This is a genomic window from Hymenobacter sp. YIM 151500-1 (assembly GCF_025979885.1).
In the GTDB taxonomy this organism is placed as follows: domain Bacteria; phylum Bacteroidota; class Bacteroidia; order Cytophagales; family Hymenobacteraceae; genus Hymenobacter.
Genome location: NZ_CP110139.1, coordinates 671,798 through 692,738, shown reverse-complemented (window position 1 = coordinate 692,738; position 20,941 = coordinate 671,798). Strand labels below are relative to the sequence as shown.

The 20,941-nt window shown below is 62.9% G+C and carries 17 protein-coding genes; 7 read left to right on the top strand and 10 right to left on the bottom strand.

Features of this window, described 5'->3' with window-relative positions; genetic code table 11:
- Positions 1-199 precede the first annotated feature (199 nt).
- On the top strand, positions 200-769 hold the full coding sequence (locus tag OIS53_RS02760) for a hypothetical protein (protein ID WP_264680859.1): 570 nt from the start codon (positions 200-202) through the stop codon (positions 767-769).
- A gap of 109 nt (positions 770-878) precedes the next feature.
- Here the strand turns inward: OIS53_RS02760 and OIS53_RS02755 are convergent, their stop codons facing one another.
- Both OIS53_RS02755 and ygiD read right to left on the bottom strand, forming a co-directional pair.
- Positions 879-1,700 (bottom strand): alpha/beta hydrolase, encoded by an 822-nt coding sequence (locus OIS53_RS02755; RefSeq protein WP_264680858.1) that lies wholly within the window; start codon positions 1,698-1,700, stop codon positions 879-881.
- 24 nt (positions 1,701-1,724) lie between these two features.
- Positions 1,725-2,564: a 4,5-DOPA-extradiol-dioxygenase gene (gene ygiD / locus OIS53_RS02750; RefSeq protein ID WP_264680857.1), complete on the bottom strand. Its 840-nt coding sequence runs from the start codon at positions 2,562-2,564 to the stop codon at positions 1,725-1,727.
- Between the two features lie 109 nt (positions 2,565-2,673).
- Between ygiD and OIS53_RS02745 the strand changes: the two genes are divergently transcribed.
- Both OIS53_RS02745 and OIS53_RS02740 read left to right on the top strand, forming a co-directional pair.
- A complete protein-coding gene (locus tag OIS53_RS02745) occupies positions 2,674-2,913 on the top strand; it encodes a DUF433 domain-containing protein (protein WP_264680856.1) in 240 nt (79 codons plus the stop codon).
- 7 nt (positions 2,914-2,920) lie between these two features.
- Positions 2,921-3,229 carry a hypothetical protein gene (locus OIS53_RS02740; protein WP_264680855.1) on the top strand — a complete coding sequence of 103 codons (309 nt, stop codon included), beginning with the start codon at positions 2,921-2,923 and terminating at the stop codon, positions 3,227-3,229.
- A 99-nt stretch (positions 3,230-3,328) separates the two neighbouring features.
- On the opposite strand, the gene OIS53_RS02735 is transcribed toward OIS53_RS02740, so the two are convergent.
- The 6 genes from OIS53_RS02735 to dnaB form a co-directional block, all read right to left on the bottom strand.
- On the bottom strand, positions 3,329-5,566 hold the full coding sequence (locus OIS53_RS02735; protein WP_264680854.1) for a xanthine dehydrogenase family protein molybdopterin-binding subunit: 2,238 nt from the start codon (positions 5,564-5,566) through the stop codon (positions 3,329-3,331).
- Positions 5,566-6,591: an FAD binding domain-containing protein gene (locus OIS53_RS02730; protein WP_264680853.1), complete on the bottom strand. Its 1,026-nt coding sequence runs from the start codon at positions 6,589-6,591 to the stop codon at positions 5,566-5,568. Before OIS53_RS02730 ends, OIS53_RS02735 begins: the two co-directional genes overlap by 1 nt.
- An 88-nt stretch (positions 6,592-6,679) precedes the next feature.
- Positions 6,680-7,210, bottom strand: coding sequence for a (2Fe-2S)-binding protein (locus tag OIS53_RS02725; protein ID WP_264680852.1), 531 nt, complete (start codon positions 7,208-7,210; stop codon positions 6,680-6,682).
- A gap of 198 nt (positions 7,211-7,408) precedes the next feature.
- Positions 7,409-9,991: a TonB-dependent receptor gene (locus OIS53_RS02720; protein ID WP_264680851.1), complete on the bottom strand. Its 2,583-nt coding sequence runs from the start codon at positions 9,989-9,991 to the stop codon at positions 7,409-7,411.
- A 178-nt stretch (positions 9,992-10,169) separates the two neighbouring features.
- Positions 10,170-10,526, bottom strand: a complete 357-nt coding sequence (locus OIS53_RS02715) for a winged helix-turn-helix domain-containing protein (RefSeq protein ID WP_264680850.1) — start codon at positions 10,524-10,526, stop codon at positions 10,170-10,172.
- Positions 10,527-10,699: 173 nt separating this feature from the next.
- Positions 10,700-13,261 carry a replicative DNA helicase gene (gene dnaB, locus OIS53_RS02710; protein WP_264682298.1) on the bottom strand — a complete coding sequence of 854 codons (2,562 nt, stop codon included), beginning with the start codon at positions 13,259-13,261 and terminating at the stop codon, positions 10,700-10,702.
- Positions 13,262-13,720: 459 nt separating this feature from the next.
- Here dnaB and OIS53_RS02705 point away from each other — a divergent pair, with 459 nt between their 5' ends.
- Both OIS53_RS02705 and OIS53_RS02700 read left to right on the top strand, forming a co-directional pair.
- Positions 13,721-15,106 carry a UDP-N-acetylmuramate--L-alanine ligase gene (locus OIS53_RS02705; protein ID WP_264680849.1) on the top strand — a complete coding sequence of 462 codons (1,386 nt, stop codon included), beginning with the start codon at positions 13,721-13,723 and terminating at the stop codon, positions 15,104-15,106.
- Positions 15,107-15,248: 142 nt separating this feature from the next.
- Positions 15,249-15,959 (top strand): alpha/beta fold hydrolase, encoded by a 711-nt coding sequence (locus tag OIS53_RS02700; protein ID WP_264680848.1) that lies wholly within the window; start codon positions 15,249-15,251, stop codon positions 15,957-15,959.
- A 192-nt stretch (positions 15,960-16,151) separates the two neighbouring features.
- Here the strand turns inward: OIS53_RS02700 and OIS53_RS02695 are convergent, their stop codons facing one another.
- Both OIS53_RS02695 and OIS53_RS02690 read right to left on the bottom strand, forming a co-directional pair.
- Complete coding sequence (locus OIS53_RS02695) at positions 16,152-16,721, bottom strand: hypothetical protein (protein WP_264680847.1); 570 nt, start codon at positions 16,719-16,721, stop codon at positions 16,152-16,154.
- 24 nt (positions 16,722-16,745) lie between these two features.
- Entirely contained in the window at positions 16,746-17,543 is a 798-nt protein-coding gene (locus tag OIS53_RS02690) for a M48 family metallopeptidase (protein ID WP_264680846.1), read from the bottom strand.
- A 416-nt stretch (positions 17,544-17,959) separates the two neighbouring features.
- On the opposite strand from OIS53_RS02690, the gene OIS53_RS02685 reads away from it, so the two are divergent.
- Together OIS53_RS02685 and OIS53_RS02680 are read left to right on the top strand one after the other, a co-directional pair.
- The gene (locus tag OIS53_RS02685; RefSeq protein ID WP_264680845.1) at positions 17,960-18,574 is read left to right on the top strand and encodes a fumarylacetoacetate hydrolase family protein; all 615 of its coding nucleotides are present in this window, start codon (positions 17,960-17,962) and stop codon (positions 18,572-18,574) included.
- A 256-nt stretch (positions 18,575-18,830) separates the two neighbouring features.
- Positions 18,831-20,828 carry a M23 family metallopeptidase gene (locus OIS53_RS02680; protein WP_264680844.1) on the top strand — a complete coding sequence of 666 codons (1,998 nt, stop codon included), beginning with the start codon at positions 18,831-18,833 and terminating at the stop codon, positions 20,826-20,828.
- The last annotated feature ends 113 nt before the right edge of the window (positions 20,829-20,941 follow it).

Here is a 20,941-nt window from a genome sequence, read left to right as displayed (position 1 = left end):
CGCCGAAAAAAGCCGGAAAGCCCGTCAAACAAGCACCTGCCCACCTATCTACAGAGCTGTCCAAGACCACCCAAGCCCTGCGCTTCCTCTTCCAAAGTGGCTGGTGTAGCACTGGCATTGGTTAATACTGCATCAGTACCCTTGTTTTTCGCAGCAACCTGTTTTCTTCGCCATCATTTGCCCCGTAGCCGTTCTGCTGATGCCCCTGACCTACACCAACCGCCGCCAGGAAACCTACTACGCCCGCGCCGTGCGCGCCAAGAAGGGCGGCGTCCGGTACTACATCGTCAAAGACTACACCCGCTACCCGCCCGAAGAAATCCTGGAAGCCATGCCGGAAGGCTACGAGTGGTACGAATACCCGGAAGACGGCAAAACTACCCTGCGCAAAATCGTGCCCACGCAGGTGCCGCCCGCCATGCTGGAAACCGTGCGCGAAGTTGTAACCCAGTATTCCCCGCTCCAGATTCTGCGCTTCGACGTGGAGCCCGACGCCGTGACGGTGTACGAGTACCCCTACGGCCCCGATGAAATGGGCATGAGCACCGCAGAAATCCTCCGTTTCGTCTACCTGCTGCCGGTGCTGCGTTTCGCGCTGCTGCCGGGCCCGCAGTACCAGGTGCAGCGCCAGTGCCACTACCCCGGCCTGGAAGGCTGGATAACAATGGAAACCAGCCCCGATTTAGAAGCGTTGGCTGCCAAGTTCGCGCCCCACATCGGGCAGGAGAGTCTGCTGGATTTCTGGGTTGAGGGCGAGGAAGATTTCTGAGGCTTCTGCAAAAAGCATAGAGCTACACCTGTTGCGAAGTAGCTTGTAAAAACCGGCGGCTATGAAAGCGCGTCTTTGCGTTGCTACAGCCGCCGCCAGAAGACATTGCTCAAGGCCGGTTGTGCAGTGCCGGGCCTGAGCGCCTGAACCATGGCTTCCCATTTGCCAGGAAACGACTAATCAGCGCTACCATCTCCTGCTTCCGCTCCTCGGTAGCGCCATCCCACATGTCGTTGTGCCTGGTGGCGGGCATTGTCACCACTTGCATATTCCACCGGGCCTGCTCGGCTGGCGAAGGTAGTACGCCCGTATCGGCTTGCTGGTCGCCGGAACGCAGGGAGAGCAACCGCGGCCGGGCTGAGCGTGGAAAGGGCATGCGGCGGTTGTCCAACGTAATGACCTCCCCAACCAACTCAGCGTATTGCTGTGCAAACAGCATCACCATGTCGCCGCCGTTGGAATGCCCCACCAGCAACGTGTGGCGGTGGCTCAGGGAAGGATGGATTCGGTGTAGCTCACGTAAGACAAACCGCATGGACTCTACCCCGCGCTGCCAGTTGGGCCGCCGCGTTTCGACCAGCTTCCCCGTGTTGGCAATGGGCTCGTCGCCAGGCAACTCATGCTGAATGCTCGCTACAAAATAACCATGCGCTACCAGGGCACGGGCCAGAAAGGAATACTCCGTGTTGCGCCCGCCATAGCCATGATTCAGCAGGGCTATCCGTAATTTCCTGCCTCGCACCTCCCCGGCTGGCCCGTACGTCGCCACCGGAATCAGCCGATTTCGGGCTGGGTCGAGCAAGCGGAGGCTGTCTACCCGCACAGAAACGTTGACATAGCCGCCAGTCTGTGCAGCAGGTGCGAGACCCATTGGTTGACGGTAGCGGGCACATCCCGTCAGCAGCAACGCAAAGCCGACGTATCGAAGCATGAATGCAAGTTGGCTATTTATCTTCTACCGCTCCCCCACCACAAACGTGCGCATGCTAAGCCCGCCGAAGCTTACTTCCTCGTAGGCGTGGCGGATATCGTCGTCGGGCTCGGCCAGGGCTAGGCTGTAGAGCAGCGGGATGTAATGGTCGGGGGTGGGCACGGCCAGGGGGCCGCTGGCGCCGGCCTGCTGGAAGTGGGCCAGGGCGGCTAAGTCACGCTGGTTTATTTTGATTTTGGCCCACTCGTCGAACTCCTGAGCCCAGGCGTAGGGCGTGGGGTCGTTCTGCATGAGCTTGGGCATGCTCTGGCGCAGGTTGTGCACGATGTTGCCGCTGCCGATGATGAGCACCCCGCGCCGCCTGAGAAACTGCAGCTGCCGGGCCAGCTCGGCGTGGTAGCTCAGGGGCCGGTAGTAGTCAATGCTGAGCTGAAACACCGGAATGTCGGCGTCGGGGAAGAGGTGGTGCAGGATGGTCCAGGAGCCGTGGTCGAGGCCCCACTCGTCGGTGCCATGGGCATCGGGCAGGGCCGCCAGTACCTCGCGGGCCACGTCGGGGGCGCCGGGCGCGGGGTACTGCATGTCGAACAAAGCCTGCGGGAAGCCGCCGAAGTCGTGGATGGTTTCGGGCAGCTCGTTCAGGGCCACGAAGGTGCCCCGCGTGAGCCAGTGTGCCGACACCACCAGAATGGCCCGCGGCGGCTGCCGGTTGCGGATGTCCAGCCCCAACTGATGCAGCGTTTGGGTAAACGCGTTGTCGGCCAGGGCGTTCATCGGCGAGCCGTGCCCGACGAACAGCACCGGCATCTTATCGGTGCGCTGGAAGCCGGCGGCGGTGGTATGGAGGTCGTGAAGCGTGGGCATACGTAGAGGTGCTTGTTCTGGCACGGCAGCCATGGATGCACAACATGAGTTGGGTGGAGAAGTTACGAGACTTCCTCAATGCACTTAGCTGAAGAGTGTATCTTTAGACATGAACATCAAAGACCTGATTACCAGTGACCCCGACATTATGGGTGGGCAACCCGTTTTTGCCGGTACGCGCGTACCGGTTGAGTCGTTATTCGACCATTTAGAGGCCGGGGTGCCACTCGATGAATTTCTGGATGACTTTCCTACCGTCGCCCGAGCACAGGCAGTGGCCTTACTTGACCTAGCTAACAAGCTGTTGACTTCCCACAACGTAGAGCAACTGTGTGCGGCTGTTGCTTGACGAAAACATGCCAAAGCGCCTCAAGCAGGATTTTTCAGAGCACGAAGTGTTTACCGTACGGGACAAGGGCTGGAATGGCATCAAAAACGGTGAGCTGTTGCAGCTAATGTTAGATGAAGGATTTGATGCACTACTGACATTCGACAAGAATTTGCAGCACCAGCAAAACTTCACTAAATACACAATCACAGTCTTTGTTCTGTCGGCAACAATCAGTCAGTACCAGGTGCTAACTGCCCTGTCTCCACAAATTCATGAACACCTGAATACTGGCAGTGATATACCAGCTGGACCAGTCATAATCCAGAAAATCTAAGCCAACCCGAGAGTCACCTTCTGCTTTTAACAAAAAGCCCCGGAACCAGCAGGTTCCGGGGCTTTTCTTCGAGGCTGACGGCGCAAGCTAAAGCTTACGCTACAGGAGCTTGTCCAGGTAAATCGGCAGCTCCCGTACGCGCTTGCCGGTGGCGTGATACACGGCGTTGGTGATGGCGGCGGCCACACCCAGCAGGCCGATTTCGCCGATACCCTTCACCCCCAGCGGGTTCACGATGTCGTCTTGCTCCTCCACAAACACCACGTCGATGTCGTGGATGTCGGCGTTGACGGGAATGTGGTACTCGGCGTAGTTATGGTTCATGTAGCGCCCGAAGGCGTGGTCCATAACGGTTTCTTCCATCAGGGCCATGCTGATGCCCCACACAATGGAGCCCAGCACCTGGGAGCGGGCGGTTTTCTGGTTGAGGATGCGGCCGGCGGCCACGGCGTTGACCACGCGCGTAACGTGCACGGTGCCCAGCTCCTCGTCCACTTTCACCTCGGCAAATACCGCGTTGTGGGAGTGCATGGAGTATTTGTGCTGCTTGAGCTTGTTGGGCAGAGCCGTGGTGGTGGCCTTCAGCTCCTCTTTGCCGCTGGCTTGCAGCACCTCGCGCAGCACTACGGCGCGGTCGGGGTCCTGGCGCAGGCGCAGCTGGCCGTTTACAAACTCCACCTCGTCGAAGCTGGCGCCTTTCAGCGGGGAGCTTTTCATTTTCTTCGCCAGCTTGAAGAGCTGCTCGCCCAGGTTTTCGCACACGTATTTTACGGCCGTGCCCACCGAGGCGGCCGTCCAGGAGCCACCCTGCACGGGGGCAAACGGCTGGTCGGAGTCGCCCAGCTCAAACTTGACGGCGCCCAGGGGCAGGCCCAAGGTTTCGGCTGCTATCTGGGTCATGATGGTATAAGTGCCGGTGCCGTTTTCGCCGGTGGCGCTGCGCACCGTGAGCTGGCCGTCGGCCGAGAGGATGGCCTCGGCGCGGGCGGGCATCTGGGCGGCGTCCCACACGCCCCCGGCCACGCCCCAGCCCACCAGCAGACCGTTTTCGTCGCGCATGGAGCGCACGGCCCGGCGGCGGTTTTCCCAGCCGAAGCGGGCCGCGCCTTCCCGGTAGCAGTCCATCAGCTTCTTGCTCGAAAACGGCTTGTCCAGGTTCTGGTCCTGCTCGGCGTAGTTGCGGATGCGGAACTCCAGCGGGTCGAGGGCGGCGGCGTAGGCCATTTCGTCCATGGCCACTTCCAGGGCAAACGAACCCGTGGCGGCGCCGGGGGCGCGCATGTCCAGGGGCGTGTACACGTCGAGGCGCGACAGTTGGTAGCCCAGCGTCACGTTGTCGCACTGGTAGAGCATACCCGACCAGTTTACCACGTTTTCGGTGTACTCCTCAAACTGCGAGGTTTCGTGCAGGGCGTGGTGCTGGAGGGCGGCCAGGGTGCCATCGGGGTGGGTGCCCAGGCGCAGGTACTGCAAGGTGTGGGGGCGGTGGCCGAAGCTGAACATCTGCTGGCGCGTGAGCACCACCTTCACCGACGCCTTCAGCTCCAGGGCGGCCAGCACGGCCATAAACGCCTGGTACTGGGGCCGCAGCCCCGAGCCGAAGCCCCCGCCGTTGTAGAGGTTGACGACGCGCAGGTCATCGCCGCTCTTGTTGAAAATCTTGCCCAGCCACTTCTGGCTGTTGATGGCGCCTTGGGTTTTGTCGTACACCGTAAGCTTGCCGTCGGGGTGGTACTCGGCAATGGTGGCGTACAGCTCCATGGGGTTGTGGTGCTGGGTGCCGTGAATGTACTCGGCCTCCATGCGGTAGGTGGCCCGCCGCCAAGCTTTGTCGGCGTTGCCGCGAGGCGGGGGCGGCGGCACGAAGCCGATTTTGTTTTTGCCCGGCTCAAACCCGTCGTCGCGGCGCAGCTCCAGGTCGGTCAGGTGGTCGTCTACCTCGTACTCAATCTGCAGAACGGTAGCCGCGTAGCGGGCCACCTCAAAGGTTTCGGCGATGATGAGGGCTACGGGCTGCTGGCTGAACTTGATGTCGGCGTTGTGCAGGGGCCGGAACGGTGAGCCGCCGGGGGCGGTATCGTCCTTGTAGTTGTAGTCGAACCAGGCCAGGTGGGGCACGTTTTCGTGCGAAAACACCTCCACCACGCCCGGAATGGCCCGCACTTCGTCGGCGTACACGCTTACGATACGGCCCTTGGTTACCGAGCTGCTCACCACGAAGCCGTAGAGCAGCGGGCCGGGCACGTCGAAGTCGGCGGAGTAGCGGGCGGCGCCCGTCACTTTGGCCGGGCCATCTACGCGGCTGGGGGCCTTGCCAATATAGTTGGTGGTGCTCATCAGGGGTTCGAGTTTAGGAAGACGTTGGGATTCAGGGGCTGGCTCATGGCGGTGGCCTGGCGGAGGGCCCGCACAATAGCCCGCTTGGCCAGCTCAATTTTGAACGTGTTGTGCTCGAAGCCGTGGGCACCCTGCACCACGGCCGCCGCCACCCGGCGGAAGGTGGCGGGCGTGGCCGGCTGGCCTTGCAGCATGGCTTCGGCCTCTTCGTCGCGCCAGGGCTTGTGGGCCACGCCGCCCAGGGCCAGGCGGGCCGCCCGGATGGTGTCGCCGTCGAGCTGCAAAGCCGCCGCCACCGACACCAGGGCAAAGGCGTAGGAGCTTCGGTCGCGCAGCTTCAGGTAGGTGAAGTGCTGGCTGAAATCCTCATTGGGCAGGTCCAGAGCCGTAATCAGCTCCCCTGGCCGCAGGGTGTTGTCGATGTGCGGAGCGTCGCCGGGCAGGCGGTGGAAGTCCCGGAACGGAATGGCCCGCTCCCCTTGGGGGCCGCTCACGCGCACCGTGGCGCCCAGGGCGGCCAGGCCCACGCACATATCGGACGGGTGCGTGGCAATGCACTGCGGGCTATGGCCCAGAATGGCGTGGATGCGGTTGTAGCCCCCGATGGCCGAGCAGCCCGAGCCGGGCTCCCGCTTGTTGCAGGGCGTGGCCGTGTCGTAAAAGTAGTAGCAGCGGGTGCGCTGCATGAGGTTGCCACCATTGGTGGCCATGTTGCGCAGCTGGGGCGAGGCCCCGGCCAGAATGGCTTGGCTCAGCAGCGGATAGCGGCGCTGCACCTCCGGGTGCCAGGCCGTGTCGGCATTAGTAGCCAGGGCACCCAGGCGCAGGCCACCGTCGGGCCCGGCCTCAATGGCCGCCAGCGGGAGCTTGCCCAGGCCGATAAGGTGGGCCGGGCGCTCCACGTCTTCTTTCATCAGGTCCAGCAGGTTGGTGCCGCCCCCGATGTACTGGGCCGCCGGCCGCTGGCTATGCTGGCGCACGGCGTCTTCAACCGCCGTGGCCGCGTGATAGGTGAATGGATGCATGGTGTCAATTAAAAATTGAGAATTAAAAATTAAGAATTGGGCTCACGGCCAAGGGCTTCCACTAGCGCGGAAAAGCCATTTCTAATTCTCAATTTTTAATTTTTAATTCCTTATCCACTACTTCCTTCACCGCTTGCAGAATGCCAACGTAGGCGCCGCAGCGGCAGAGGTTGCCGCTCATCAGCTCCTTGATTTCGGCTTCGGTGCGGGCCTTGCCTTCGTTGATGAGGCCTTGGGCTGAGCAAATCTGGCCCGGCGTGCAGTAGCCGCACTGAAAAGCGTCGTGTTTGATGAAGGCCTGTTGCAAGGGGTGCAGGTCGTGCTCGGTGCCCAGGCCTTCGATGGTGGTGATGTCGTGGCCTTCCTGCATGACGGCCAGCGTAAGGCAGGAGTTGATGCGCTTGCCGTCCACGAGCACCGTGCAGGAGCCGCACTGCCCATGGTCGCAGCCTTTTTTGGTGCCCGTGAGGCCGGCGTACTCGCGCAGGGCGTCGAGCAAAGTAGTCCAGGGAGCCAGTTGCAGGCGCACGTCGCGCCCGTTGATGCGGAGCGTAATCGGGCTGGCAGGGGGCGGCGGCGCCACATCAGCCAGGCCAGGCAGTGTCGAGTTTGGATTCATAAGCCAGGAATGTAGAAGATACCCCAGCCGCGGCAGCTGCCACAGCTGGCTTACCCGGCATACGCCACGCTAGTGCCTGGCGTTGCGGCTAAGCAGATGTAACACAAAGTTTCACTTCGCGAGGCAGCAGCACGATGGCACATAGGAGGTCGTTCAAGCGCCTCGCGAAGTGAAACTTCGCGTTACCTTTTCCATGCGCTACAGCCCGTAGGTCACGCTCAGGTAGTAGAGGCCACCCACGCTGGGGCCGCCCAGGTAGCTCACGTAGTAATTGTTCAGCACGTTGCTGGCGCCCAGCTTCAGGCGCAGGTTGGGCGTGGGCAGGTGGTAGCTGAGCTGGGCGTCGAGGGTGTGGTAGGCCGGCACGGTACCGGTCACGAGGAAGGTCTGGGAGAAGTAGCGGGCCTGCCAGTGGTAGTTCAGCCCGAAGCCCAGGCGGCGCCACACGTCGTCGTGGCTCAAGCTGGCGTTGAGCATCCAGCGCGGGGTGTTGAAGCCGTCCTCCAGTCCGTCGCCCGACTCGGTACGGTCCAGGCGGGCGTAGGTGGCGCTGGCGCCGGCCAGTAGGCCGCCGGCCGCTTCGTAGCGCAAACCCAGGGAGCCGCCGTAGGTATACACCCGGCTCTGGGCGTTGGTCCAGAGGCGGTAGCGGTTTTGAGTGGCGCGGCTGCTGAGGTAGATGGCCGCCGAGTCGGGGTTGTTGGTTTTGGGCACGTAGGCCTCCACCTGGGCTATAAAGTCGCGGTAGGCATTGTAATAAAAGTCGGCGTCCAGCAGCAAGCGGCCGCCGGGCAGCAGGGCGGCTTTGTAGCCCACTTCCAGGGCGCGCACGTGCTCGGGCCGCAGGTAGGTGTAGGGGTTGCGGCGCAGCAGCCCGCGGTTTTGCTCGATGGCCAGTCGCCGCTTCTCGGCCGCGCTGGCCGCGCTGGTATTAGCGTTGATGGCGGCCGTTACAGCCGCGTTAAAGGCATCAATCGAGCTGCGCAAATAGCTGTTCTCAAACACCCCCGCCGACATCACCCGCAGCCCCCCGATTCGCTTCACCTGCCCGCTGTTCACGTTGGAGAAGCCCTCAAACAAGCTCGGGTACCGGTAGCCGCTCTGGAAGCTGGTGCGCAGGTGGTGGCGCCCCGTGGGCGAGTACACCGCCGTGAAGCGCGGCGTAAACCGGGCAGTGAAGTAGTCGTTTTTGTCGGCGCGCAGCGTGGCCGTGAGCCGCAGCTTCTCGCCCGGCAGCAGCCGCGCCCCAGCCTGCACGAAGCCCCCGGTTTTGCCGTAGGTGAGCGTGCTGAAGGGGTCTTCACCCGCTTCGGGGTTGATGAAGTAGTTGCCGTCGGGCTCAATGAAGTAGGTGCGGTGGTCGGCGCCCAGCAGCAGGTCGACCCAGGCGGGCAGGGCTGAGCGGCCGGCGCGGCGCAGGGCCTCGGACAGGTTCAGTTGGGTTTCGGCGTGCAGCAGGCTGGCTTGCACGCGCAGGGCCGCGCCCTGGTCCCAGTTGTTGATGTCGGACAACTCCTTCAGCTTCTGCTCGAAGGCCGGCGTGCCGGGTTGCAGGCGCCCGGCGTCGGCGGCTTGGCGAGCCGTGGCGTGGGCCTGGGCTACGGACTGGCCCTGCTGCACGGCCGCGTTCCAGGCGGCGGTGTAGTCCTGGTTCCAGCGGGCATCCGTTTTGAAGCTGCGGTCCAGATTTTCGGCCGCCGAGCGGAGGTTGTAGCTGCGGCCGGTGTTTTCCTGGGTCAGGTACACGCGCGCCTGCACCACGGGGCCGGTGAGCTGGAAGGCGTGCTGCTGGAGGCGGTAGTCGTCGAGGCGGAACCGGTTGCTGCGCTGGTACACGTTGTCGAGGTGGGCCCCGCGGTAGGTGTAGGCCAGCTCGGCGGCGCCCGGCAGCTTGTAGTGCAGGGCCGCGTCGTAGCGCAAGGTGCGCAGGTGGTAGTCGGTCACGTCGCGCTCCTCATAGCCGGTGCGGGCCACCTGGTAGCTTTTGCCGCCCAGCAGCAGCGTGGTGCGGTTCGACGACTCGTTGCCGTAGCTGTTCACCGGGTCGCGGGCGGGGTTGTCGGCGCCCAGCAGGCCGGTGGTGGCGTTGCCGCGGGGGTTGATGTCGGTGGGGTCTACGGCCAGCCAGTCGTAGCCGCGCAGCACGGTGCCGTTCACCTTGAAGGCCCACTTCTCGCTCAACGCCTTGGCGTAGCGCACCGCCGTTTCGGAGTAGGGCCGGGCTCGGGTGTAGGGGTTGTTCAGGTGGTTGACGCCCACCTTTTGCTGCACGCTCAGCCCTTCGCTCCGGAAGGGGTTGCGGGTGCTGATGTTGGCCAACCCATTAATGGAGTTGAGGCCGTAGAGGGCGGCCGCCGTGCCGGGCACAATTTCCACGGCCTGCACGTCCAGGTCGCTCGGCCCCAGCACGTTACCGATGGGCGCGCCGATGTGGGGCGCCTGGTTGTCGATGCCGTCCACGAGCTGGGCGAAGCGCACGTTGGTGGTGTTGGCGAAGCCCCGGGCGTTCAGCACCCGAAACCCCAGGCTGGCGGTTATCATCTGCACGCCCTTCACGTGCTCGAGGGCATCGAAAAACGTAGGCGCCGGCGTGAGCCGTAGCTGCCGGGCCGTGAGCTTCTCCACCGTTACGGGGGATTGTAAAATGCTTTCCTCGACCCTGGAAGCGGCCACTACTACCTCGCCCAGCTGCTGGGTGCGGCGGGCCGTATCGGCGGGCGTTTGCGCGGCAGCCAGGGCCGGCAGCAGCAGCAGAATAATAGGGCGAGTAAAGTCTCTCATATGACCGTTATATTTCTTCAAACATAACGATGGATGTTCGGATTGGTTAGCTGGTTTTTGCGGACGAGTTCCTCGCAGTGTTGCGTAGTGGAAAAACGCAGTGGTTCGCAGTATTCAGACGTCAGCACACTGCGAACCACTGCGCCTTTCCACTGCGCAACACTGCGAGAAATACCCTTTACAGCAGCCGCACCGCCTCAGCCCGCAAAAACTCCTGAAACCGCGCCTGCAACTCCCGGAACTCGGCAATCAGGGCCTCCCCTTCCGGCGTCACTTCGGCCCCGCCCCCGCGCTTGCCGCCAGCCTGGGTCAGCACCAAGGGCCGCGCCGCCTGGGCATTCAGCGAGGCCACCAGTTCCCAGGCCCGCTTGTACGACATGCCCATCTGCTGAGCCGCCTTCGAGATGGAGCCCTGCTCCCGGATCAGCGTCAGCAGTTCCAGCCGCCCAATTCCCATAAACCGGTCGTCGTCCGTCTCCACCCACAGGCGGCCGTTCAGGCGAAAAGTCAGGTCGGGGCGAAGCAGGGGTTTCATGCCGAAATGTAACGCGAAGTTTCACTTCGCGACCGTCTGGACCAGCACAGCACTATACCGACCGTGCAAGTTGCGCCGTGCGAGTCGCGAAGAGAAACTTCGCGTTACACCTAATTGCGCAGCCGAAAAAAAGCGCCAGATGTTGCCATCTGACGCTTCAGAGAAGCACTGTATTAAAACGGCGGCGGGCCGTCGTCGAAGGTGCTGCGGGGGAAGGGCTGGGCGGGCGGCGGACCGTCGTTGTTGATGCGGGAGCCCAGGCGGATGGTGTTGGGCGCGAAGCCCGATTGGTCGTCGTCAAAAGTGCTGGTGGGGAAAGCACCGGCGTTGAAGGCGCCCGCGTCGCCGAAGCCCACGCCGTCGAGGTCGGCAAACTTGGTGAAGCGGCCGATGAACTTGAGCTGCACGGTTTCGAGGGAGCCGTTGCGGTGCTTGGCAATGATAACCTCGCCCATGCCCTGGGTGGGGTTGCCCATTTCGTCCTCGGTAATCTTGTAGTACTCAGGCCGGTACAGGAAGATAACCATGTCGGCGTCCTGCTCGATGGAGCCCGATTCGCGCAGGTCCGAGAGCTGGGGCTTTTTGTCGCCGCCGCGAGTTTCCACGGAGCGCGACAGCTGGGACAAAGCCAGCACAGGCACGTTCAACTCCTTAGCAATGCCCTTGAGCGCCCTAGAAATCGAGGCAATTTCCTGTTCACGGTTGCCGCCTCCGCCTTTGCCATCCGTGTTGCCGGTCATCAACTGTAAGTAGTCGATAATAATCATCGAGATGTCGTGGTGGGCTTTGAGGCGGCGGCACTTGGTGCGCAGCTCCCGGATGCTCAGGCCCGGCGTATCATCAATGTAAATCGGGGCCGACGACAGGGCCGCAATCTTGTGGTTGAGCTGGGCCCACTCGTAGTCGGCCAGGTTGCCCTTCTTGATTTTCTCGGAATCCAGCTCTGCTTCCGCCGAAATCAAACGGTTCACGAGCTGGAGCGAGGACATTTCCAGGGAGAAGATGGCCACCGGCTTCTTGAACTCCACCGCCGCGTTGCGCATGGCCGAGACTACGAAGGCCGTGTTGTGGGTCACGGTCATGTCCTGGAGCAGAAACAGCCGGTTGCCGTCGATGCTGAAGCCGTAGTAGTCGTCCTCTTTGTCGAACTCCACCGAAATGCCGGTCAGGCGCCAGTCCACCGGGCTTTTCCAGGGCTGGGCTTGCTTGCGCGCCACCCGCACCGGCACCCGGTCAATGTCGCCGTAGATGCGCACCCGGTACACCTCGCTTTCGTAGCCGATGGCGCTAATAGCGGCCCGCTTCTTTTTCAGGGACGTACGAAAGCCCAGCGAATCGGCCAGGAACTTAATCTGGCGGGCCAGACGATGGTGTTTCTGAGTGATTTCGTAGCCGTTGGAAACCGGGTCCAGGTGGCCATCCGAATCAATCAGCCCGGCCAGCAGGCGCAGGCGGTTTTCGGTACTATTGATGAGGTAGTGCTGCGGAATGTGCTTGTCGCCGAGCACGCCCAGCTGACGCAGTTCGTCTTGCAAGGAAAATTGCGCGAGGCTGCCGCCCTGCCGGCCGCGGGTGATGCCGTAGGAGTTGCAGCGGTTGGCCACTACGCCCACGGTTACTTGCAGGTCCAGCTCGTCGGCGTACTCGCTGAGGTAGCTGATAATTTCCGGGTCCTGGGCCGTGATGCGGCAATTGTCGGTGCTGCCGTCGCCCAGCCACAGCCCGAGGAAGTAGGGGTCTACGGGCACTTCCTGAGCCGCAAACTCTACGGGCACTTTGTAGCCTTTGTAGTTGGTGCGGAACTTGGCGGACTTGCTGAGCCAGTCTTTTACCGTAATGTTGAGTACGTCGCCGTTCCGGTGCGGGCCCTCGTTGCGCGAGCGTTTCAGCGAAAGAATATGGCTTTCGTTGACGCGGTAGGCTTCGGCCTTATTCTGGCGCACCCAGTACATCCGCTCCCGGCCGCGGGCGATGCTGAGCACCCGGCGCGGGGTGGAGTCGTCGCCCATGAGCAGTTCGCCAGCCTGTACGTCTTCCACATTGCGCAGGGTGCCGTCGTACATCAGCACTTTCGTGCCTTTGCCGAGGCACTTACCCATGCCCGGTCGCGCGGCAATTATCACTAAATCGGAGGCTTGCCAGCCGCTCGTCACACGGTCCAGGGCCGAGAAGCCGGAGGGTACGCCGGTAAGACCGTCCTTCTGGTCTTTCTTTTCTTCCAGCTCCTTGATGGCCTTGCCCATCAGGCTGCGCATGTCGTCGAAATTCTTGCGGATGTTCGACTCCGACACCTCAAACAGGGCCTGCTCGGTGGCGTCCAGCAGGTTAAACACGTCGGTGGTGTCCTCGAAGGCGTCGCGCTGAATGGTGCTGGCAATGTTGATCAGCTCCCGCTTGATGGCGTTTTCGGTGATGATGCGGGCGTGGTACTCGATGTTGGCCGCCGAGTTGACCTTGAACGTGAGGTTGGCCACGTAGTGCGCCCCGCCCGCCGATTCCAGCTCGCCCATCTCGCGCAGCTCGTGCGTGACGGTGAGAATGTCAATTGGCTCCGACTTGTCGAACAAATTCAGGATGGCCTTGAAGATGCGCTGGTGGCCGTCCTTGTAGAAGCTCTGGGGCTTAAGGATGTCGATAACGGTGGTGAGGGCGTCCTTTTCGAGCATGAGGGCGCCGAGCACGGCGGCTTCCAGCTCCAGGGCCTGGGGCGGCAGCTTACCCGCCGGCCCGCCCATCGGCACTACGGCGGGGCGGTTAATCAGGGCAGCTTTGGCCCGCGCGGCCGATTGTTTCAGGCGGTCATCCATCCGGTCGTTCATCAGCAGGTGTGTACTACAAGGTAAGCAGGTTGGGCCGGTTTTGGGCGAATTTTCTTTCGCCCACCCCGGCGCTTGGGGCCGGGGGGTTACAAAGCTAACGGCTGGGGCCAAGAAGTCGGGGCTGGCATAAAATGTTTCTTTTGTGTATGATGAGGAGAGTGTAGCACATGCTGTAGCTTGTGCCGGCGTTGGCTTACCTGCCTCTGGGTTGTGCCGGACACCAACCGTTTTCCGGCGTAACTGCTTTTCTCGGAACGGTAGCTGGGCGACCCGCCCCAAACGCGCGGCCGACGCACCACCGAAGGGCCAGCGCCGGTACAAGCTACAGCATGTGCTACATGCCTACCTTTGCCGCCCGTTACTCTCTTATTCTGAATGACCTCTACTCCCTCCTCGCTCCAACGCCTGCACCTGATTGCCGTCGGGGGCAGCATTATGCACAACCTGGCCCTGGCCCTGCACCGGCGCGGCGCCCACGTCACGGGCTCCGACGACGAAATCTTCGAGCCTGCTAAAGGCCGGCTGGCGGCGGCCGGGCTACTACCGGCCGCCGAGGGCTGGTTTCCGGAAAAGATTACCGCGGACCTCGATGCCGTCATCGTCGGGATGCACGCCCGCCCCGACAACCCCGAGCTGCTGCGGGCCCAGGAGCTGGGGCTGCGGGTGTACTCGTTTCCGGAGTTTATTTATGAGGCCTCGCGCAACAAGCAGCGGGTGGTGATTGGCGGCTCCCACGGCAAAACCAGCATTACCTCCCTCATCCTGCACGTGCTGCGCTACCACAAGCGGCAGTTCGACTACGCCGTGGGCGCCCAGCTGGAGGGCTTCGACCTAATGGTGCAGCTCACCGACGACGCGCCCGTCATCATCATCGAGGGCGACGAGTACCTGGCCTCGCCCATCGACCGGCGGCCCAAGTTTCACCTCTACCACCACCACATCGGGGTGATTTCCGGCATCAGCTGGGACCATATCAACGTGTTTCCGACCGAGGAAATCTACCGGGAGCAGTTCAAGATTTTTGCGGAGATGACGCCCAAGGCCGGCACGCTCATCTACGACCAGGACGACGAGCAGGTGCAGCTGGTGACCGTGCCCAGCAACCCCGACGTGAAGTACATCGGCTACGGCCCGCACGAGCACGTGATTCGCCAGGGCAAGACCTTCCTCATTACCAAAAAAGACGACGAGATACCCGTGCAGGTGTTTGGGGAGCATAACCTGCGCAACATCTCGGCGGCCAAGGAAGTGTGCAAGTACCTGGGCATTAAGGGCAAAGACTTCTACGAGGCCATTGCCACGTTTAAAGGCGCGGCCCGCCGCCTGGAGCTGGTGCGGGAAGGCGCTACGGCGGTGGTGTACAAGGACTTCGCCCACGCGCCCAGCAAGCTCAAGGCTACGGCCGCGGCCCTCAAAAAGCAGTATCCGCAGCGCAAGCTGGTGGCCTGCTTGGAGCTGCACACGTTCAGCTCCCTCAACCCGGCCTTTCTGCCCCAGTACGCCCACTGCTTCGACGCGCCCGATGTGGCCGTGGTCTACTTCAACCCGCACGTGCTGGAGCACAAGCGCCTGCCCCCGCTGCCGCCCGAAGCCGTGCAGCAGGCCTTCCGGCGCCCCGACCTGCGCGTGTTTACCAACAGCCAGGAGCTGGCCGCCTTCCTGCACGCGCAAAACTGGCAGAACACCAACCTGCTGATGATGTCGTCGGGCACATTCGACGGGCTGGACCTGGGCAAGCTGGCCGAGCAGGTAGCACCGTAGGGGCGCGTTGCACGCGCCCGCCGGCAATGAACGGTAACGATACGTAGTGGTTGAACATCCATTCGATACCGTTCAAAGACCGGGCGCGTGCGACGCGCCCCTACCCAACAAAGACTAGACGCGGGCAAGGCGTCCCCACCACATGAAACATCCTCTTCTGCTGCTGCACGGGGCGCTGGCCACGGAAGTGCAGTTGAAACCGTTGGCCAGGGAGCTGGCCGGGGCGTACGAGGTGCGCACCCTGGGTTTCGGGGGGCACGGCGGGCGGCCCCTGCTGGTGGGGGCGTTTTCGATGCGCCAGCTGGCGGCCGAGGTGCTGCAGTTGCTGGATGAGCAGCAGGTGGCTTCCACGCACGTATTCGGGTACAGCATGGGCGGCTACGCGGCGCTGGCGGCCGCAGTCAGCGCCCCGGCCCGTTTCCGCAGCATCACCACGCTCGGCACCAAGTTCGACTGGACGCCCGTTACGGCCGCCACCGAAACCCGGCGGCTGGACGCTGACCGAATGCGCGAGAAAGTGCCCCACTTTGCCGAGCAGCTGACGCGCCTGCACGCCCCTACCCCGCTGCCCGAGCTGCTCGCCGCTACCGCCGCCCTCATGCGCAGCCTCGGCGACGCGCCCCTGCTCACGGCCGATAACCTGGCCACGCTGGAAGTACCCGTGCAGGTGCTGGTGGGCGAGCTGGACCAAACCGCCGGCGTGGACGCCTCCCGCCGCTTCGCCGACTACATGCCCCGGGCCCAGTTCGAAATCATCATGAACACCCCGCACCCCCTGGAAAAAGTAAACCCCGACCTGCTCCCCCACCGCGTCGCGCGGTTCATAGAGCTGGCCGAGGAGGGAATGGTGTAGATTTTAGACATGAGACAGTGAGAGGTAAGAAGTGAGACGATGTTCTGACGCCAGCGCCACTAGAACATCGTCTCACTTCTCACCTCTCACTGTCTCACTTCTCACGGTTTCACTTCTTCCGACTATCCGTCGTGACCAGCAGGGCCAGGGCGGTGAGGGAGAGGCGCAGGATCCATTTGCGGCTGAGCATAGTTAGCGGCGGGGGAAAAAGGCGTTGTTGTCTTCTACGCGCAGGTCGCAGCGGCTGCCGCCGGTGTTTTCCTCGCAGGTAGTGCCCACAATTTCGTTTTTCTCGAAGTTAAAGAAGCAGAACGTGCAGCCCACACCCGTGATGATGTAGCGCGCGGCGTTGGAGGTGAGGTACAGGCTGTTGTCGGAGGACGTTTGCAGGGGCAGGGCCATGGCCCGGAACATGCCGTTGCGCAGGCCCATGCCCACCACGTAGTACACGGCCTTGTCCTTGGGCGTTTCCTGCACCTTACGGATGATGGTTTTGTCGATTACGGTACCGTCGCCGAACTGGCGGGTGAAGGCGGCGGCCAGCTGGTCGCGGGGCACCACGTAGCGCACCTTGCCCTCAGCCACTGCGGCCACCTGCGTGCTGACGGCCTCCAGCTGGCGCCGATGCAGGGCATCGGGGTCGTTGGCGGGGGAGCTGACTTCGGGGAAGCCGCGCTTGGTGGTTTCGCAGGCGCTTAGCAGGCCGGCCAGCCCGAGCATGGCCGCAGCCACCCCGGTAGGTATCGAAGAACGAAAAATCATTAGGAGAAAGAATGCAGGCCGAAGTTAGCGGCCCTTGTAGTACTGGCTGGCTTCGGGCAGCAACCGTTGGATGTCGGCAATGCGGGTTTCGTTGGAGGGGTGGCTCGACAAGAACTCCGGGGGCGCGGCGGCATTTTCGCGGGCCGCCATTCGCTCCCAGAAGCTGACGGCTCCTTTGGGGTCGTAGCCGGCCATGGCCATGAAAATCAGCCCCAGGCGGTCGGCTTCCGACTCCTGGTTGCGGCCGTACTTGAGCAGGCCCAGCTGCGAGCCGACGCCGAAGGCTTGCAGGGCTACCTGCTGGGTCATGGCCGAGTTGGTGGACAGGGCCGCCCCCAGGGCCTGCCCGCCCAGCTGCTGCACCAGGCCCTGGCTCATCCGCTCGTTGCCGTGCTTGGCTACGGCGTGGGCAATTTCGTGGCCCATGACCACGGCCAGGCCGTTTTCGTCCTGGGTGATGGGCAGGATGCCAGTGTACACGGCCACCTTGCCACCGGGCATACACCAGGCGTTCTGCTGCTTATCGTCCTGAATCAGATTGAACTCCCACTGGTAGCCGGCCAGCTGGCTTTGGGCATTTTGCTGGCGGAAATACGTTTCTACGGCCTGCTGCACGCGCTGGCCTACCCGCCGCACCATAGCCGCCTGTGAGCCGCTGCTTACGACTTGGCTTTTCTGAAGCACCTGCTGGTATTGCTGGGCGGCCAGGGCGTTTACCTCGGCATCGGAAACCAGGCTAAGCTGGCGCCGGCCGGTGATGGGAACCGTGGAGCACGCCGCCGCCACGAACAGGCAGCTAGCAAGGGCAATTTTCTTGAGCATACGGAGGTGGCTGTGGAAGATAAGAGCAGGGACCAGGGCGAAGCGTTGCACCCGGAGCCACTAACGCACTGCTATACGTGAGCCGGCGAGCAAAATGTTTGCCGAACGTCCGGCGGCCAGCTCCGTATAGCGTGGCGCTTCAGGTAGGGACTTGGGGGCTCAGGGTCTTAAGGGCTTAGTTAAGGTTCTATCCTCCTCGTCTGGCATCCGTGCCGCCCGAGACCCCCTCACGCCAGCATGTGGCAAGGCCGTACTCCCTCCTTCCAGCTCAAAAAAGCCGCTGACTACGCCCTCCCACCCTTCGCTGCACTACGGCTGACAGCTACCTTTGCGGCCCCATATACTCAAGTCCCTAAGTCCCTAAGTCCCTAAGTCCCTAAGTCCCTAAGTCCCTAAGTCCCTAAGTCCCCTTCCGAATGAAAATCCTGTGCATTGGCCGCAACTACGCGGAACATATTGCCGAGCTTCAGAACGAAACGCCCGACGCGCCCGTCATCTTCGCCAAGCCCGATACGGCCCTGCTTCAGCGCAATCAGCCGTTTTTCCTGCCCGATTTTTCCCAGGATATCCACCACGAAATTGAGCTGGTGCTGCGCGTGTGCAAAAACGGCAAGAACATCGACCCGAAGTTTGCCCATACCTACTTCGACGCCATCGGCCTGGGCATCGACTTCACGGCCCGCGACCTGCAAAGCAAGCTGAAAGCCAAGGGCCTGCCCTGGGAGCTGGCCAAGGGTTTCGACGGCTCGGCCCCGATTTCGCCGGAGTTCAAGCCCGTCACCGACTTCGCCGACCTGAGCAACATCGACTTTCGCCTGGAAGTGAATGGTGAGGTGCGGCAGCGCGGCAATTCTGGGCTGATGCTCCACCCCTTCGCCGCCATCATCAGCTACATTTCCCGGTTTATCACCCTGAAAACGGGCGACTTACTTTTTACCGGCACTCCCAGCGGCGTCGGCCCCGTGCGCATCGGCGACCAGCTCACGGGCTACATCGGCGAGGAGAAAATGCTGGACCTGGCGGTGAAATAGTAAAGAACTGGTGAGTAGTGAGGTGGTGAGTTGACACGCGGGCATCCGGAGCTTTCAGACCGCCGGCAAGCGGAGCCAAAGACCTTTTTCGCGCAGGAATGGGGCGTTGGCACGGTAGTCGTTGCTACAGCTAGAGCTAGTCCGCCCGCCGTTCGGGCGGAGCTTTTGTGCTAAGCTTAAAATAACCAAGCAGCAACAAGCAGCAAACTCACCACTTCCCGCCTCCCTATTCCCCTTTACCTAGTACATGCTTGATTTGATTTCTCTCCAGCCGCGGCAGCTGCTTAGCGTAGCGTTGCCGTTTCTGGTGCTGCTGGGGCTGCGGCCGGCTTCCTGCGGAGGCCAGCAGCCCGATTCCTCCGGCGACAAACCCCAAGCTGCCGCCCCGGCCGCCGACACCCGGCCGGCCGTGGAGCCCGGCTACTTTCTGTTTCCCATCAAGCCGGGCAAGCAGAATTTCCTGGCGGGCAGCATGGGCGAGCTGCGGCCCAATCACTTCCACGGCGGCCTCGACATCAAAACCGATGGCCGCGTGGACCTGCCCGTCTATGCCTCGGCCGACGGCTACGTGTCGCGGCTCAAGCAAAGCTCTTTCGGCTACGGCAACGTGCTTTATATCACCCACCCCAACGGGCTGACCACGGTGTACGGCCACCTCAACCACTTTCGGGGGCCGGTGGCCGAGGAGCTGCGCCGCCGCCAGTACGAGCGGCAGACCTACGAGCTGGAGCTGTTTTTCAAGCCCGGCCAGTTTCCGGTGAAGCGCGGCGAGGTGGTGGCCTTGTCGGGCAACACGGGCGGCTCAGTGGGCCCGCACCTGCACTGGGAGGTGCGCACGGCCCAGGACCACCAGCTCAACCCCTTGCAGTGGGGCGGCTTCCCCGAGGTGCAGGACCACGTGGCCCCCACGATGCAGGCCTTTGCGGTAGAAGCGCTGAGCATTGACGCCCGCGTGCAGGGGCGGTTTGGCAAGTCGGTGTTCGTGCCCAAGGCCCCGCCCCTGCCTGGCGGCGGGGGCTACGTGTGGCCCGACACCATCCGGGCCTTCGGCACGGTGGGCCTGCTGGTGCAGGGCTTCGACCGGTTCGACGGGGTGTGGAACCGAAACGGCTTTCAGCAGGTGGAAGTGGAGGTGAACGGCCAGCCCCTGTACCGGCACGTGGTCGACGACATTCCCTTCCCGGAAGGCTCCCGGCAGATCAACCGCCACGTGGATTACGAGTGGCGGGCCATGCAGGGGCGGCAGCTGGAACGGCTGTTCGTGGACGACGGCAACGACCTGGGCATCTACACCACCGGCCCCGGCCGGGGCCGGCTGCGCGTGGAGCCGGGCCAGCTCTACAGCGTCGAAATCAGGCTTTCGGACTGCTATGGCAACACCACGCCCCTGCGGCTGGTGCTGCGGGGCGAGCAGCCGGCCTACTTCAAAACCCGCTCGGCGGCCGTCAAAGCGCCGGCCCTGCGCTACGACATCAGCCGCAACCTGCTGGTGGCCGTGGCCCAGGACCCCGACACGGCCGCCGTGGGCGGGCCTCTGACCCTGTACCGCGGCAGCCGCCGCCTCACTCTGAAGCCCAGCTACACCGAGCAAAGCCAGAACGTGTACCTCTACGACCTGCGCGCCGGCCGCCCCGACTCCCTGCAGTTTGGGCGCCTCGTAAAGCGGTTTGAGCGCCAGGCCATGGTGCCCTCGGGCCAGGAGTTTGGCTTCGCCACGGCTCACCTGCACCTGGGCTTCGGGCCTAAAACCCTGTTCGACACGCTCTACGTGCAAACCAGCTACGGGCAGGGCGTCTGGACCGTGCACCTGCCGCGCGTCCCGCTCTACCAGCCGTTGCGCCTCACCCTCAAGCCCGAAACCGAGGTGGCCGATAAAGCCCGCTCGGCCATCTACAGCATCACGCCCAAAGGCGGCAAGGCCTACGTGGGTGGCACCTGGAGCGGCAACACCATCTCGGCCCCCATCAAAACCTTCGGCCGGTTCCGCATCCTCACCGACACCATTCCGCCCTCGGGCCGCCTCATCAGCCGGGGCCCGGCCGGCGTGGTGTTCAAGGTCGGCGACGACCTGTCGGGGCTGGCGTCTTACAAGCTGGAAGTTAACGGGCAGTTTCGCCTGCTGCGCTTCGAGCACAAAAACGCCACCCTGTTTTCGGAGCGCGACGACCGGCTGGGTCCGCCCCTGCGCGGCCCCGCCACCCTGCGCCTCATCGACCAGGCCGGCAACGAACGGGTGCTGCACGTGGTGCTGTGAGTGAATGAGTAAATGAGTGAATGAGTGGATGAGGGAAGGTGGACGGTCAGCCCCAGCGGGGCGGCATATTGGTAGAACAGGCTGAAGCTATGAAACACCAGAGCCCCAGCGGG